We start from the raw sequence: 16,279 nt of genomic DNA, 5'->3' as shown, positions 1-16,279 counted from the left end.
GGCTCCGGCCTGCGATGGGCGCCGCTAGCGTACGCCACCGGCGAAGAACGCCGCGGTTGAGATCAGCCGCTGTCGACGGGCTGGTCGACGTCGAGCAGGTGGACCCAGGTATGGCCGGGCCGCAGCTCCAACGGGGTGCCGCGCGCGGTCTTGAAACGCGTGACGGCCTTGGCATTGGGCCGTTCCCACGTGCCCTGGATTCGCAAGCCATCGCGAAACACGGTCACCGGGCCCGAGCCGGTGGTGGGGATCGCCAGCGAGAGATTGCCGAGCGAGTCCTCGATAAAGGCCGTGACCCGGATATCGACGTGCTGAATCACCACGTTGGCGACGGTGATGGGGGCATCGTTTGCCGCGTCGATGTCCGGAGCACCGGCCAGCGAGCGTCGCCACTGTCCGATGGCCGGGTCATAGCTGTAGTGCACTTGAAAATAGGTTTGCGGGCCCGGCGGAATGGTGATGGACCGCACGGCGCCGAGACCTTGAGGATCCTCCGTGAACTCCAGACCTTCAATCCAGCGTCGGGTTGAATAGCGGCGGGCGCCGAAGTCGCGCAGGCTAGCCAGGCTCGCGTACACGTTGAACGGCGACGGGCGGCTCGTGAGACGCGTGTAGGGGCGGTCCCCGGCGAAGTAGAACTGGTCCATGTCGGCCGCGGCCGAAGCACGCAGGTCTTGCATCACCGGCTGGCTGGCGCCGACGTGGGCGAACAGCGCGTCGAATTGCTGGACGAGGTCGCGATCCACGAATCGCGAACTGCGAATCGGTCCGACAAGGTCGACCTCGCTATCCAGGAAAAACGCCGTGTAGCGGGTCACGGAGCCTTCGGTTTCGTGCTCGTAGACGATGTCCGCCTGGCTCAGACCGCTCTGGGGACGGGCCCCCGGGGCGTTGTCGATCTTGACCGCGACCACGCGACGGTCGAGCGCCTCCGCCGAGATTGGCAGGCCGGTCAACGGCGAACGGTGCGGAGACGGTGTGGGCGTCGGCGTTGCCTCGGGGGCTGGCGTCGCAACAGGCGTTGGGGTTGTGCGCGGCGTTGGCGTCGGAGCGGCGGTTGGCCGCCCGACGGCGACGGCCGTAGGCCGGGGAGCCGCCGTGACCGGCGGTGCCGTCGCGGGGGAGGCTGTGGGCGATGTCGGTGATCGAGCTGCCGCGGGCGCGGTGGCGCCCGTTGGCACAGCCGTGCGAATCGCTGCCGGAGCCGCTGTCACCGGTTGCGCCTGGGCCGTGGGCGGCGCGGCTCCCACCGTCGTCCGTGCCACCGTTGGCGCCGGCGTGTCCGTGGCTGACGTGAGGGACGCCGGCGGAGTCGCAGCTTCTGGTGAGGCCGGGGTTGACACCTGGGTGGCAGACGGCGCCGTCGGCTCCGCCGGGGCTGGGGCAATTGGCGTGGGGGTGGTTTGCGAGTCTGGAACGCCTTCGCCGCACGCCGCGGCAAGGGCCGCCGCCGCTACACCAACCGAGGCGCGCAGCACGGCGCGTCGTGAACTCCGTCGCTGGGTGCGGGACATTCGAGTTTGCTCAAACCCTCCCTGCACAGGGTTGCACGGCGTGCCTTCGCTCACGGCTGGGGAGCCGTCCGTGCCGGCCCGTGCGCCGAAGTCAAGGCAATCCGGCCGTCAGAAGTGACGGACGACGCCGGAATCGTGCCGTCGCCAAGAAATCACTCCGAGTTGCCCTATCGCGCTCGCCCCCGCGCGCCGCCAAGCGCCTCGCGCACGATGATGTCGTCGATCAGGCGTTCAACGGGCGCCCAGTCGTCGGTGTAGACCTCCGTGGACTCCGGTACGGGTCGCAGCCGCCACGGGCGCTTCGCGATCACTTCCATGACGGGATTGTCGGTCGCCAGCGCGGCGGCATGGAGCTCTTCGTCGGAAATCGGGCGCAAGGCGCCGTAGATCAGGCTGTTGTTGTAGCCCGTCGGAAGGTCGATCACGTAGATGTAGGGAAAGACGGCCCGCATCGTGGATGACAGGACTTCGACCAGGCGAAAGTCCTGGCCGGTGCGCCCGGCATTGAGCGCCAGTACGCCGTTTGGCCGCAGGCGGTCGCGGGCCTCCTGGAAGAATTCGCGGGTCACTAGGTGAAACGGGATGTAGGGCTGGCGGTAGGCATCCACGGCGATGACGTCGTAGCGGTCGTCTGAATGCTGGAGGAAGGTGCGGCCATCGGCGGCGATGGTTTTCAGATTCGGTTCGTTCATGTCGAAGTAGCGCTGGCCGAGCTCGATGACCTTGGGATCGAGCTCGACGCCGTCGATTTTCACGTCGTCGCCGTACACGGCGGTGTACTGCTTGGAGACCGTGCCCGCGCCAAGGCCGACGACCAGGAGGGAGTCCACGTCGGCCATCGCTTGTCCGCCAATCAGTGGCGCCAGCAGGAAGTAGTCCCACGGCCCGCCGGTGAGCAGATGCTCGGGGTGGTAGATGGAGTGAGTGCCAATGCCCTCATTGAGCACCAGGCGCAGCCCCCGCCCCGGATCGTCGATGACCTGGATGAACTGAATGGCGGAGTCGCCCTCCCACACCAAGCCGTCCACGGGCCGGACGGCGCCGGGCCGGATGACGAGCCACAGGATGATGATGATGACGGCAAAGGCGGCGTAGATGACCCGGCGCACGTTGCTTCGCGCGCCGAGTAGCGCCAGGCCGAGCAGCACCCAAGCGAAGATCAAGAAGGTCAGGCGTGTGCCAAAGGTCGGCACAAGGGTGAGCACGGGCAGAAAAGCCCCGACGATGCTGCCGATGGTGCTGAGCGCGTAGACCTGCCCGGCCCGGCGGCCAGCGTGCTGCACGTCTCGGGTGACCAGGCGAATCGCAAATGGGGACACCATGCCCAGCATGGTCAGCGGCACCGAAAACAGCAGCAGCACGCCGACCAGGGAGCCAAAAAACAGCCCCCCGCTCAAACTCGCGATGGCCTCGGACGAGATTTCGAGCACCGGGCCGGCGACAAAAGGAATCAGCCCCACGCCAAATGCCGCGATGGCGATGATGTGGAACAGGGTCGACTCACGCGGCCGGCGATCCGCCACCATGCCGCCGATCCAGTAGCCGATGGAGAGATACAGCAGCGTCAGCCCGATGACGACGGCCCAAATGATGGTGCTGGTGCCGAAGAACGGCGCCAGCAGGCGAGAGGCCGTGATCTCGACGGCCAGGATCGACATGCCGGAAAAGAACGTGGTCACCAGCACCAGCGCGATGCGCGACGAGTTGGACGGCGAGTCGCTTGGTGCGGGCGGCATGTGGTCGCCGGCGGACGTTGGGGCGTCGATCAGCGTTCTCCAGGTCTCCGCGGCAGATTGGCCCATGGGGCGAACGTCAGCATATCGCCAGCCGGGTCAATACCCTAGAACTTGTCCGTGCCATCGTGGGTCGGTTGCGCCAAACCGGGCCCCGCTCGCCGGGTCGAGCATGATGCCTTGGCTGCGGGCACGCGGGGTGAACGCGGGCGCCCAGGCGACGCCGTGACCACGCCGCTCCAGGGCGCTGGCGACGTCCAACTCGAACCGAGACTCAAGCGTCAACGTGTCCGTGTCGGCGTCGTGATACCAGCGTGGGGCGTCCATCGCGGCCTGCCAGTGCATCCCGTGGTCGATGACGTTGGTCAAGACTTGGAAGTTTGCCTGGGTCTGGAAATGGCCGCCCGGCGACCCGCCCAGCATCATCAACGCACCTTCGCGCTGGACCATGTAGGTGTTGAGCGTATGGATGGGCCGTTTGCCTCCGGCGAGGCAGTTGGGACTCGCCGGGTCGAGCGAAAACCCATTCATTCGATTGTTGAGCAGCACGCCGGTCCCCGGAACGATGAACGCCGAGCCCAATTGTTGAAAGACGCTCTGAATCAGTGTGATGGCGTTGCCGTCCTCGTCCACGACGGACACGGCCGTGGTGTCCTGTCCCACACCGCTCGGGTCATTCGACGCCGGACGCACTGATGCCCGCGCTGGGTTCAGCATCATCCGCCGCCGGGCGGCGAACTCCTTGGACACGAGCATGTCGACGGGGACGTCCACGTGCGCGGGGTCGCCGAGGTGCGCCAAGCGGTCGGCGAAGGCCAGTTTGTGCGCCTCGACCATGATGTGGAGGCTGTTCGCCGTGCCGAATCGCAGCGCCGCCACGTCAAATCCCTCGGCGATGTTGAGGTCGGCGAGCACGAGATAGCCCTGCGACGGCAGCGGCTGCTCGAGCACCGCATAGCCGCGATAGACCGTGCGCAGCGGCGGGAGGACTTCAACCGGCATGGCGGCCAGGTCTTCGACGGACCAATCTCCCCCGGATGCTTCGGATGCTTGCAGCAAGCGCTCGGCAAACAGCCCCTGGTAGAACCCGGCGGATCCATTGGCCGCGATCTCGCGGAGAGTCCGCGCCAGGTCCGGCTGCACCAGAGTCTCGCCGGGTCGCGGTGCGCGACCGCTGGGGCAAAGCACCGCGGCCGTGGCGGGGAATTGCTTGAGCGCCTCGAGCGACTGGCTGATCGCGCCGGCCAGCGCCATGTCGACGGGAAACCCGCCGCTGGCATACACGATGGCGGGCGCCAGCAGGCGCTCCAGCGGCGCCTGCCCATACCGCCGGTTGATCACCTCCCAGGCGGCGACGGCGCCCGGCAGCGTGGCGGACCGCAGCCCGTGGGTGGGAATGCCCTCGGCGTAGCCCGATGGATCAGCGGCTGTCGGCGCCGGCCCGCTGGCGTTGACGGCTTCGACGATGCCCGTGGCCGCCGGACGACAGAGCGCAAACACGTCGCCGCCGATTTGGTTGGAGCTGGGCTCGACCACCGCGATGACGGCGGCGGCCCCAATCGCGGCATCGAACGCGTTGCCGCCGTCCAGGAGCAGGCGAATCCCCGTGGCCGTTGCCAGAGGGTGGCCGGTCGACACCATCGTGTGCGCCGCCACCACCGGTCCTCGGCCGGTGCTCACAAACGCCCGGCTGCCCAAGCCGGCGGCAGCGGTCATGCCGCGACCTGACGGCGACGGTCGCCCGCGATGCCTAGCTCACCGTGTGCATGGGCATGATCACGTGGCTGTGGGTCTCGACCTCCTGGTCGCCGTCCACGGGACGAAATCGTCCGGGGCTGGTGGCGCCGGAGGTGCCCACCGAGATGCGCTCGGTGGCGATCGAGCCCAGGCACTCGGACAAGAAGCGGGGATTGAAGGCAATGAGCCCGCCGTCGCCGCTGACCTCGGCGTCGAGCTCGCCGGAGTTTTCGCCAAGCTCGGCCGAGTTCGACGTCAGCACCATGCGGCCGGATTCTCCTTCGGCGCCTGGCTGCACGTGCAGCTTGATGACATTTGCCCCGGAGCTTGCGAAGAGGGAAGCGATGCGGGTGGCCTGCGCAAAGGCTTGCGTGTCGACCACGACGCGCGTGTCGACTTCGCCTGGGATCAGCTGCGGGTAATTCGGAAACTGCCCGTCGATGAGCGTGGCGATGAAGGTAACTGTGCTCGTGCGGAACAAGACCTGCGACTGCGTTTCGCTGAGCCCGATGGTCACGGTGCCCGGATCGTCGGCCAGCATTCGCTGCAGCTCGACCATGGCTGGACGCGGCACGACGATCTGCACCGGCTCGGCCAGGCCAGTTTCCACGTCCTCGCGGCGCACGGCCAGTCGATAGCCGTCGGCGGCGGCCAGCTCGATGTGGTCCGGGCCGATGGTGATCGACACGCCGGCCAGCACCGGTCGGCTGTCGTCGGTTGCGGCCGCGGTCACCACCTGACCGATCACGTCGGCCAGGAGGTCGGTGGCCAGGTCGACCTCGCGCTCGTCGCCCGTCGTCGGGATGGGCGGAAAATCTTCGGCGCTCAGCCCCTTGATCTTGGCCTGGTACCGACCGGACGCGACGCTGAGGCTGTCGGTTTCATCGTCGGTGGCCACGGTCACCGGCCCCTCGGGAAGCTGGGCGACGAAATCGCTCAACAGCCGGGCGGGCACGGTGATGGCGCCCTCGTCTTCGACGCTCGCGCCCAGCCACACCGACATCGCGAGCTGCTGGTTCATGCCCGAAAGCCGCAGCCCGCCGTCTTCGGACTGCAATAGCACGTTGCTCAACACGGGCAGCGTGCTCCGGGTGGCGACGGCGCGGCTCACGAGCGCCAGGCCGCGGCTCAGGTTCTCTTGCAGGCAGGTCACACGCATCCGCATGTCCTCCCAATCATTTGCGGATTTTCATCACCGCACACGCCATCCATAGGGTGTGCATGGCCAGCGGATACTAGGGGTTGTGGGGTGAGGGCGTCAACGCGAATCTGGATGCTGCTAGGCTGACTCTGCGCCGGGCGATCCACCCGGCCTCCGCGCTGAAGGTGATAGTGGCGTGTCCTTGCGTGTAATCGTGGCAGAAGACGAGACCATCATCCGGATGGACCTCACCGAGCGCCTGCAGGCGTCCGGCTATCAGGTCGTCGGTGAGGCCGGTGACGGCGAGAGCGCGGTCAAAATGGCGCGCGAGCTGCGGCCCGACGTCGTCGTCATGGATATCCGCATGCCGGAGATGGACGGCATCGAGGCCGCGCGCCGCCTCACCGACGAGCGCATCGCCCCGGTCGTGCTGGTCACCTCGTACTCGGACCGACACCTCATCAGCCAGGCGCTCGAAGCCGGCGCCATCAACTACGTCCTCAAGCCGTTGCGCGACAACGAGCTCGAGGCGGCGCTGGAAGTGGCCATGTCGCGCTACCGCGAGTTCCTGGCCATCAGCGACGAGGTGGCCGATCTCAAGGATCAGCTCGAAACGCGCAAGGCGGTCGAGCGCGCCAAAGGTCTGCTGATGACGAAACTCGGCTTGGATGAGCCCGAGGCGTTTAGACGCATCCAAAAGCTCAGCATGGACCGTCGCAAGCCGATGCGCGAGGTCGCCGAAGCCATCATCTTGTCGGAAGAGATCTAGCAAGCAGCGGCGCGCGCACGGTGACGACGATTGACGCGCGGCCGCGTGGATCGCGCCTGGGCGTCATCGCGGCTGCGGGTCTGGCATTAGCCGGCCTGCTCACCATCTACAGCCGGCTGATCTTCGAGGGCCTGGTGCTCTCGGGATACGACACGCAGACCTATTTCTATCCCTACTGGGCCTACGCCGCGGCGTCGCTTGGCGAGGGCCGCCTTCCGCTCTGGAATCCGCACGTATTCATGGGCGTGCCGTTCCTGGCGAACACGCAGTCGGCGGTGCTCTATCCGCCCAACTGGCCCCTGTATCTGCTGGATCCGGCGCGTGCTCTCTCGACGGCGTTGATGCTGCACGTGGCGCTGGGAGCCGTCGGGATGTTGGCCCTTATTCGCGTGGGCCTGCGCCTCGGGTGGCCAGCCGCTGCGACCGGAGCCGCGGCCTTCGCGTTCAGCGGGTTCTTCGCCGGGCAGATGGAGCACATCAACCAGGTCAGCGTGGCTGCATGGATTCCGTTGCTGATTCTGGCCATCGAACTGGGCGTGGCGGGGGGCAAGCGCTGGTGGGCGGTGGCGCCGCTGATCGTGGCGTTGATGATGCTGGCCGGTCACCCGCAGACGGCCTATATGGGCTTGATGCTGGGTTTGGCCTGGGCGCTCGTGGCCGGGTTCCGGCGTGTGGGGAATGCGTCCTCGCGGCAGCGAGCGCATGGGGCGCTGATCGGGCTGTCAATGTGGCTCATCGGCGTCGTGGGCGGCGCCGGGCTTGCCGCGGCCCAGATCGTGCCGGCCCTCGATCTTTCGCGTGAGGGCATCCGTTCCGGCGGGCTGATGTTTCACGAGGCGGTCTCCTTTTCGCTGCCGACTGGAGAGGCGCTGCCCGGCCTGCTCCCAACGTTTCTGCATCTGCCGTCGAGCACGGAGTTCGTGGCCTACGTCGGCGTCGTGGGCGTTGTGCTGGCGGCGCTTGGCGCGGTGCATCGCTGGCGCGAGCCGCGCGTTGTCTTTCTAGTCCTGGCGGCGTTGGTGGCGATCCTGCTGGCCTTGGGACCGGCAACGCCGTTGTTCGGGTTGGCGCATCGGGTGGTGCCTGGTGTCGCGCTCTTCCGCGTGCCGGCGCGCTGGCTCCTCGTCGCCGTATTCGCGCTGGCGTTGCTGGCGGCCTACGGCGCCGACGCGCTGATGGCGGCATCGGACCGGCCGCGGCGCGAGCGCCTCCGGCGGCTCGGCGCCTGGCTCGCGGTGCTCGCGGGATTGGGCGGGTTGTCGCTCGGAGTTGCTATCGCCGAGCCGCCCCTGCGCGACGGTCTTGCCTGGACGTGGGGGCTCGTCGCCGCGGTCGCGGTCGTCTTCGTGACGCTCGCCATGCTGGCGCCCCGCCCCGCAGTCGCCTGGGTGGCGCCCCTCATCGTCGTCGCGGAGCTTGCCGCAGCGGCCGGCCCCGCGGCCATCAGGGAAGCGATTCCCATTGACGCCTACGAAGCAAAGGGCCAGTCACTGCCGCGCTTGAACGAGATTGCCGGTTCGGGAAGGGTCCTCTCGATGGCCGATCCCTCCTACGAGATCAACGATCCCGACCGTGCGGCGCTTGCCAGCGCGTGGTTCGATCAGCTCGGCGAGGTGCCGTGGCGAGAGTTCAAGGTGGCCTGGAAGAACCGGGACATCTTGAATCCGAATCTCACCATGGCCTACGGGCTGGACACGCCCGACGGCTACGACGGCGGCCTCTTGCCGCTCTCCACCCACGTGGCGCTGCGCGAGACGGTGATTCCCGGCTCGGCGGCCCATCCCGACGCGCTGTTGCTGAATCAGCTCAAGACCGTGCCGTCGAATCACGCCTTGGACATGCTGAGTGTTGACGTGGTGATAGACGATCGCTTCGACGCCTTCGAGACCGATGTCGCCGCGTTCGATCTGCGGCTGGTCGCGAGACTCAGGGAGCCGCTCCACATCGACGCCCTCGATGTTGCCGGCGTGACGGGCGTCGCCATTCTCGCGTCTGGGGCTCCTGGCGACACCGGCCCCGAGGCCGGCCGCATCGTGCTGACCGACGCGGGCGGCGGTGAGGTCGAGTGGCCGCTGCAGCGCGACGCCGGCGACCCGACGTTTGTCGGACTGGCGAATGCGTCGCCTACGCCGTCGCGGGACGGCTTGCCGCCGCACACGGTGCTGTCGAGCGCGCGATTGGAAACCTCCATGCACGTCACGGACATCACCATTGAGCCGCTCGGCGGAGTGCTCGACGTCCGCGGACTCTCGCTGCTGCTGGACGACGGGTCGTCGGTGGGCGTGCTCCTGCGCCCCGGACGCGGAATGCTCGTGGAGCTGGCCGGAGACGTGACCATCACGCGGCGCGCGCGGGAGGCCCAGCGCATTTGGATGCCGGTGCGCGTGGGATTGGCGGGAACCGTTGCCAGCGCCAGCCGGGCGCTGTCGTACCCGGGGTTTGTCCCAACCGAGGAGGCGTGGCTGACCACGTCGACACGTGACCCTGAGCTTTCTAACCCGATTCGCCGTGCCCTGGAGGACATGGGAATCATGCAACGCCGTGAGCCGGTGGGTCTCGTCCTTCCCGACGACGTGGCGCGCCTCAGGCGTGAGTTTGGAACGCGCGACGCCTGGATCAGGTTCGACGCCCCGGCGACGGCCGTGATGATCGAGGACACCCCGGAGCGCGTCACCATCGAGGTCGTCTCCGAGGGCCCGCGCATGCTGGTGCTCAACGACACGTTGTACCCGGGTTGGGAGGCATATATCGACGGCGGACGCACCACGATCTGGCAGGCGAATCTGGCGCAACGGGCTGTGCTGATTCCCTCCGCCGGGCGGCATACGGTCACGTTTGAGTTCTCATCGCACCCGCTGCGCGTCGGCGCCATCGTCAGCGGCGTCGCCGGTGCTCTCTGGGTGCTGGGGGTGCTGGCGCTGCTGGCCTGGCGACGCGCGGCCTAGCGTGAACCTGGTCTACGTCGCGCCCTTTGGGTTCGCGCCGAAGAACACGACCGCGCGCCGCGTGATGCCGATGGCGCGCGCCATGGCTGCGCGCGGGCACCAGGTGCGGGTGGTGGTTCCTCCCTACGATGATCCGGCCAGCTACGGGCGGCGGTGGAGCGATGCCGGCGTCGAGGTCCACGCACTCCCCCGACCGCGCGGCGCGGCCCTGCCGCTGGTCGGGGCTCCGTGGACGCAGGTGGCGCTGGCCAGAAGCGCCGTGCACCGGCTCGCGCAGTGGCGACCGGACATCGTCCACCTGTTCAAGCCCAAGGCGGTGTCGGGGCTGGTGCAAGCCTTGCTCTGGCGCAAGCGCGACCGGCCGGGGCTGGTGCTGGACTGTGACGATTGGGAAGGCAAGGCCGGGTGGAGCGTCAACGAGCCCTACTCCTGGTGGCAGCGCGAGATATTCGAGCGGCAGGAGACCTGGGGCCTCGGGGCCTGCGACGCGCGCACCGCCGCCAGCGCGGAACTGGCGTGGCGGCGCGGCGCTGAACCGGTCAAGCGCATCGTGAACGGCTATGAGGCCGCCACCTATCGGGCGTGGGGCGAGACTCCGCAACCGTCGTCGACCCCGCCGCGCCCCCACGCGGTGATCTATACGCGCTTCTACGACGCGTCCCCCGACGATTGGGTGCGGCTCGTGGTCGGCACGCTGACACGTGTGCCCAATCTCACATTGTCCATTGTGGGCGCCGGGCCTCACTCGCCGCTGCCGCACCTGCTGCCAGTCCTCGAAGCGCAGAGCTTGTCCGACCGCGTCCGGCCTTGCGGATGGATCGACTTCGCGCAGCTTGGAGCGTTCTTCGCGGACTGTGATGTCGCGCTCATGCCGATGGCGGACACCGTGGCCAACCGCTCGAAGTGCTCGGTGCGATACATGGACTTGATGGTGGCCGGTGTGCCGATCGTGGCCTCACCGGTCGGGGAAGCCACGACCTACGTGCGCGACGGCGAAACCGGATATCTGGCGCGTGACGCGTCGATGGAGGCTCTCACGGCCGCGGCTGTGAGCGCGTTGCAAGATCCCAATCGGGGCCGGGTGGCGGAGCAAGCTCGCACCTATGCGATGGGCGAGCTTGCATGGAAGCGGCTCACTGCCCCGCTCAGTGCGTTGTACGAGGGCGTGCTGGCGGACCTGGCGAGGGCTCGCGGTTAGCTAGCTGGCCGATCCGGTCGGGGTTGGCGTGGCTGCCGGCACGGCGCCGCCCGGACCGGGTATGGCGGTCGTCGCCGGTGCGGCGCTTGGGGCATCGAGCGGTGAGATGCGCACGTCCACGACCGCCGGCGTGTGCCGCACCATGCGCAGGGTATCCGGCGCGGGATTCGTGATCACCGGTCGGATCTGGTGGAGGCCCGGCGCGCGATTGCTCAAATCGACCTCCGCCAGGATGTCGCCGCCGCGCAAGCCTTGTAGTACCTCGGCGGGACCCGACATCACAATCTGCAGGAACGGTTGGTCGGCGATCGCCTGGAGGCCGGTGCCGAGATTCGTCAGGACCACCGCCACCTGAATGGTGGTGGTTTCGTCGAGCGGTTCGACGACCACCGCAACTTGCGCGAATGGCTGATCGCTGCGAATCGTGATGCCCTCGGGCGCCTCGAACCCAACGTCGCGCTCGATGTCGCCGCGGGCATCCGCAATGTCGATGGGCAATGTTTCCACGGCGTCCACGCGTTCGAGCGCCCCGGGCTCGCCTTCGATCTCGACGCTGGTCGGGACGACGCCAATCCGCGCAATGAAGAATGATGGCGCCACCGTCCCTTCGATTCGCGGAACCACCGGCACGCGCTTGCGGCTGGTAATCCGGTTGACGGGCACGTTCACCAGCACGGTGGGTGGATCGACGCGCACGTCCTCCACCTCCATTCCCTGCCGATCCACGGGGATCAAGATGCCCTCGACCCGGACATCGCGCGTGGCGTCTTCCAGGCTGAGCGCGGCCTGAACGCGGGCGACTTGGTCAACGACCGACGAGGCGCCGCTGACGGTGGCGTCGGCGGGTTCGGCGGTGATTCCAGACAGATCCGCCCGATATCCCGTGGCAACGTCGCTCTCGATTCGGGCATTGACTCGCAGGTTGCGCTCGACGACGGGATCGAGCTCAACCGCAATGTTTGCCGGCGTGATGAGCACGATTTCAACCTGCGAATCCGACACCACCACGTCCACGTCGACCTGATGCCGTCCGGCGCCAAGCCCGCCGAGATCGACTCTGGCCACGAAGTGATCGGCGGTGAGGCTGGCGAGATTGACCTTTGGTCCCATTACGCTCACGCGCACCGGCGCGATTTCCTCCACGAGGACAAGGCTGCGCGTATCGAGGCCGACCGGCTCCACAATCAAGCGGCCGGGGAACGGCTCGGTCGCCTCGGGGTTTTCCTCGATGGTGAGTCCGACCCACACCAGCGCCGACAGCGCGAGCGCCACAAGGAACCGGACCCCGAGGCTGTGGCGCGCGAATCGCAGGGCGCGGGCTGTCCAGAGCGCCTGAGGACTGAGGCGTCGCACCTAGCGGCGTGAAATCCAGGCCGGCAGGTTTTGCAGCGCCGCCCCGCGGGTCTGCACGCGGAAGGCCGTTTCCAGGCGGCGTCGCAGTTGGTCCGGCGTCAGGTGCCGCTCGAGCCGGCCATCAGAGGCAAATGAGATGCCGCCGCTTTCTTCCGAGGTCATCACCGCGATCGCGTCCGACACCTCGGTGATGCCCAAGCCCGCGCGATGGCGCGTTCCCACGTGGTCTTGCGGGCCCAGCGCGTCGCTCAGCGGCAGCATGACGTGCGCCGCCGTCACCATGCGTCCGCGCACGAGCAGCGCGCCGTCATGCAGCTCCGAGCCCGGATGGAACGCGGTCAGCAACAGATCTTGCGAAAGCTGAGCTTCGAGGCGAGTGCCGGTGGCGGCGTACTCCTCGAGCCCGCCCGTTCGCTGGATCACGATGATTGATCCCCATATCCGTCCCGAGAGTGCCGTGACCGCTGTGACGACCTCCCCGATCATCACCTCGGTATCTTCGGGAGACGTGGTCCCGAACGGTCGCGCCACCAACGTGCCGGTGCGACCCACGCGCTCAAGCAACCGGCGGATTTCCGGTTGGAACACCACCACCACCGCGAACGACAGCAGGATCAGGCCGTTTTCCACGATCCAGTTGATCAACGGCAATTGCAGCACGCGCCCAATCACCAGAATCGCCACCAGGACTACCAAGGCGCCGCGAACCAGGATGTCTGCCTGCGTGCCGCGAATCAGCGTCAGAACGCCGTGAAAGAGGAGCGCGACGAGGATGATCTGCGCGGCAGCGCCCCAACTGAACTCTTTGACGAGGTACTCGAGCTGTTCCACTGCTCGCTTTGCCACCGTGGCGCCTGGCCCAAGTGTAGCGCGGAATCAGGCCCGGCTATTGCGGCAGAGCTTCCAGGGCGGCCTCGCCGCCAATGAGCAGCACGAGCAACGCCTTCTGTGCGTGCAGTCGATTCTCGGCTTGATCAAAGACGACGGACTGTGGACCGTCCATCACGTCGTCGGTGACTTCCTGCCCGCGATGGGCCGGCAGGCAGTGCATGAACACGGCGTGCGGCTGCGCGGCGGCCATCAGGTCGGCATTCACTTGAAACGGTCCGAACGCCGCGAGGCGCTCGGCGCGTTCGTCCTCCAGGCCCATGCTCACCCACGAGTCGGTATAGACCGCGTCGGCGTCCCGCACGGCCGCCTCGGCGCTTGAGACGACTTCGATGCTGGCGCCCGAAGCCCGAGCCAGCCCGCGCGCCTGCTCGACGATGGCCGGGTCGGGCTCATAGCCGCGGGGCGTCCCGACGCGCACGTGCAGCCCGGTCAATGCGCCGCCCAGAAGCAGGGAATGACACACATTGAAGCCATCGCCCACATACGCCAGGGTGCGGCCGGAAAGCGAGCCCACGTGCTCGCGGAGCGTCAGCAAGTCGGCCAGCACCTGACATGGATGAAAGCGGTCGCTGAGACCATTGATCACGGGTACGCGCGCATGTTCGGCCAGCTCTTCGAGCACGTGCTGGTCGTAGACCCGCGCCATGACGCCGTCAACCCAGCGCTCCAGGTTTCGCGCGATGTCGGGCGCAGACTCCCTCACGCCCATCTGCGTGTGCTCGGCCATCAGGTCAACGGCCTGTCCCCCGAGATGAACCATGCCCACGACGAACGTAGTGCGGGTGCGCAGGGAGGCTTTCTCGAAGAGCATCCCAAGCGTTCGGCCGGGGAGCAGCGTGTGGGGGACGCCGTTGGCTTGGGCGAGTTTCAGCCGCGCGGCCGCGTCCAGAATGGTCGCGACGTCGCCACTGCCGAGGTCCGCCAGGGAAAGCAGGTCGCGTCCCTGGAGCCCGCGAACGGCGGGCGCGCCGCTAGTAGATGGCACCGAAGTCCACGTCGGAGTAGTAGCTGGCCAGGATCTGCTCGCCATTGGCGCCAGTCTCGGCCATGGCGTTCGCGCTGCGCAACGGCAGGCCGATTCCGTGTCCCAAGAGCGTCTGCCCGACGCTGTAGGGATCGGGCACGCCGACGGCCCAAGGCTTGAAGGCGCCACCCCACGTCTCGTGCCAACTCCGGGTATGCCCGTCCGCGCGTGAAAAGTAAACAGCCATGATCGTCTCGCTGTCGTAGGTCATCACCTGCCCGCGAGTATCGGCTACCGCCTGGCGCAGGCGAGTTCCCGAAAACTCGCGCGCCATGCCGTGATAGACCTGATGCCGCGTGTACATGGTCGGCGTGTGACGCGTGGAGCCGGCCGCATCGAACACCAGGTTGCTGGCCCGGCGTTCCGATCGAGTCGCCATGGCGTAGCTGCGAAAGGCGATGGCGGAAGCCCGCAGGGCCTCCCAGGGAATGTGATCGCCTTGCTCGGCAATGCCCGACAGGTAGTCGTCCAGCGGCAAAATGTTGACCAGCCAGGCGGCGGAATAGCGCGGCAGCCAGATGAACTCAAACGAGCCCCGGTAGGTCGTCCATGGGGCCGCCTCCATCAGACGCAGCATCGACCCCTCGAGCGGAAAGATCTTGACGCGACCGACGGTGGTTTCGCGCTCATTGTCCGGGAGCTGCAAGACGTGCTGCTCGCCGGCGATGTCGCGATGAATCACCACTGACTCACCGCCGGCGAGACTCGCCATCTCATCGCCACCCTCGTCGAAGATGCGTAGACCGTTGGTGGAGGTGACGGTGGCGGCAGTGACTCCGGGGTTGTCATCGCTGATGTCGAGCAGGCCGATGCGCATTTCCGGCTCCGCCAGTCGCGCGGGCGTGTCCACCGTGGGCGTTGCCACGCCCTTGGCCGAAAACCACTCGCCGTTCTGCTGCAGGTCGGGCTGGACGCGGTATTGCCCCGGAGCGGCGGGCAGAGAAATCAGCGTATTCACCTCGACCTGCTCGCCGCCGGCGACGTCGCTTGGCAACGCAATCGAAGTGGGGGGCTCGCGGTCGCGTGGCGGATGACGATCGGCCCATCGAAACCCCACGGTCACGGCCTGGTCGCCGCCAGATGCCCAAGTGTCCGTGCCCGAATTCGTGATGACCAGGCGTAGCGGAGTCGATCCGCTCGGCACTGTTGCGGGCGGCGCGTTCACTTCGTAGGTCGCGGCCAGATCGTCTTGCGCCTGGCTCAGCCACGTGCGGCCCAGATCGGCAATCTGGATTTCGGGCGTGCGGTTGGCGTCGTACGTGAGCTTGCCGCGCTGAAACCACTGCGCCGTGACTCCGTCGTCAACCACCTCCTCGGAAACCGGATAGCCAAACAGATCGACGCCTCCCCTGTCGCGCCAAAAGCTGAGAAAGCCCAGCCTGAGGGACTGGCGCGTCTCCGGCACGTAGATTATTTGGCTGCTGTCGCGGAACGGTTGCGCCTGCCCGAAGTAGCGGTTTCCCGAAACCTTCACGCCGAGCAATCCCGGCTGCACTTCGTAGTCGGTCCCGCTGTGCTCGGGCCAGTATTCGAGCAGAAAGTTCTCGAAGAGCTGCACCTGGCGCCCGTCCAGCTCATAGCGCGCGGTGAGGGGCTCGCCGAAGACGTCGACGCCGCCCATGCGGTCATAAAAGTCCTGGAACAGCGAATCGACCGCGATTGCCGCTTGCTGAGCGAACGCCCCGGCATTCCACGGCGCCATGCCCGCCGCCGCGGCCGTTACCGCGGTATACAGCACGGCCCGACGAGAGACACGCATTCGAGCGATAGATCGAGTGCAGCTCATAGAAGGGGGCGCACATCACGTGGCCGCGCGTGCAGCGCTGGCGTGCGAATTGTGAAGCGTGATGGACAATAGGAAGGTATCACAGCAGGGCTCGGCAGGGCCGGTGCTTGTGGGAAACGTTGCGTCGAAACCAACCGTTGCGCCACATCGATGTGACGGAAGCCACGACCGATTGACACGTCCAGCAC

11 protein-coding genes are annotated in these 16,279 nt (G+C 67.3%); 3 read left to right on the top strand and 8 right to left on the bottom strand.

Annotation, left to right across the window (positions count from 1 at the left end):
* Positions 1-62: 62 nt before the first annotated feature.
* The 4 genes from OXG79_07975 to dnaN form a co-directional block, all read right to left on the bottom strand.
* Positions 63-956 carry a DUF3048 domain-containing protein gene (locus OXG79_07975; protein MCY3783707.1) on the bottom strand — a complete coding sequence of 298 codons (894 nt, stop codon included), beginning with the start codon at positions 954-956 and terminating at the stop codon, positions 63-65.
* 725 nt (positions 957-1,681) lie between these two features.
* Complete coding sequence (locus OXG79_07970; GenBank protein ID MCY3783706.1) at positions 1,682-3,316, bottom strand: fused MFS/spermidine synthase; 1,635 nt, start codon at positions 3,314-3,316, stop codon at positions 1,682-1,684.
* Positions 3,317-3,346: 30 nt separating this feature from the next.
* Positions 3,347-4,963, bottom strand: coding sequence for a gamma-glutamyltransferase (gene ggt / locus OXG79_07965; protein MCY3783705.1), 1,617 nt, complete (start codon positions 4,961-4,963; stop codon positions 3,347-3,349).
* A gap of 34 nt (positions 4,964-4,997) precedes the next feature.
* On the bottom strand, positions 4,998-6,143 hold the full coding sequence (gene dnaN / locus OXG79_07960) for a DNA polymerase III subunit beta (GenBank protein ID MCY3783704.1): 1,146 nt from the start codon (positions 6,141-6,143) through the stop codon (positions 4,998-5,000).
* Between the two features lie 178 nt (positions 6,144-6,321).
* Here dnaN and OXG79_07955 point away from each other — a divergent pair, with 178 nt between their 5' ends.
* From OXG79_07955 to OXG79_07945, 3 genes are read left to right on the top strand one after another with little or no spacing between them, the layout of a single operon-like run.
* Positions 6,322-6,894 (top strand): response regulator, encoded by a 573-nt coding sequence (locus OXG79_07955; protein ID MCY3783703.1) that lies wholly within the window; start codon positions 6,322-6,324, stop codon positions 6,892-6,894.
* A gap of 20 nt (positions 6,895-6,914) precedes the next feature.
* On the top strand, positions 6,915-9,839 hold the full coding sequence (locus tag OXG79_07950) for a YfhO family protein (GenBank protein MCY3783702.1): 2,925 nt from the start codon (positions 6,915-6,917) through the stop codon (positions 9,837-9,839).
* 1 nt (position 9,840) lies between these two features.
* Positions 9,841-11,037: a glycosyltransferase gene (locus OXG79_07945; GenBank protein MCY3783701.1), complete on the top strand. Its 1,197-nt coding sequence runs from the start codon at positions 9,841-9,843 to the stop codon at positions 11,035-11,037.
* On the opposite strand, the gene OXG79_07940 is transcribed toward OXG79_07945, so the two are convergent.
* From OXG79_07940 to OXG79_07925, 4 genes are read right to left on the bottom strand one after another with little or no spacing between them, the layout of a single operon-like run.
* Positions 11,038-12,390 (bottom strand): CdaR family protein, encoded by a 1,353-nt coding sequence (locus OXG79_07940; protein ID MCY3783700.1) that lies wholly within the window; start codon positions 12,388-12,390, stop codon positions 11,038-11,040. It abuts the gene before it with no gap.
* Positions 12,391-13,221: a diadenylate cyclase CdaA gene (gene cdaA, locus OXG79_07935; GenBank protein ID MCY3783699.1), complete on the bottom strand. Its 831-nt coding sequence runs from the start codon at positions 13,219-13,221 to the stop codon at positions 12,391-12,393.
* A 55-nt stretch (positions 13,222-13,276) separates the two neighbouring features.
* On the bottom strand, positions 13,277-14,266 hold the full coding sequence (argF, locus tag OXG79_07930; GenBank protein ID MCY3783698.1) for an ornithine carbamoyltransferase: 990 nt from the start codon (positions 14,264-14,266) through the stop codon (positions 13,277-13,279).
* The gene (locus OXG79_07925) at positions 14,253-16,064 is read right to left on the bottom strand and encodes a hypothetical protein (GenBank protein ID MCY3783697.1); all 1,812 of its coding nucleotides are present in this window, start codon (positions 16,062-16,064) and stop codon (positions 14,253-14,255) included. Before OXG79_07925 ends, argF begins: the two co-directional genes overlap by 14 nt.
* Positions 16,065-16,279: the final 215 nt, after the last annotated feature.

This window comes from Chloroflexota bacterium (assembly GCA_026706485.1).
Classification (GTDB): Bacteria; Chloroflexota; UBA11872; order UBA11872; family UBA11872; genus JAJECS01.
Note: the sequence above shows the minus strand (reverse complement) of the source record. Positions and strands in the feature narration are given on the sequence as shown.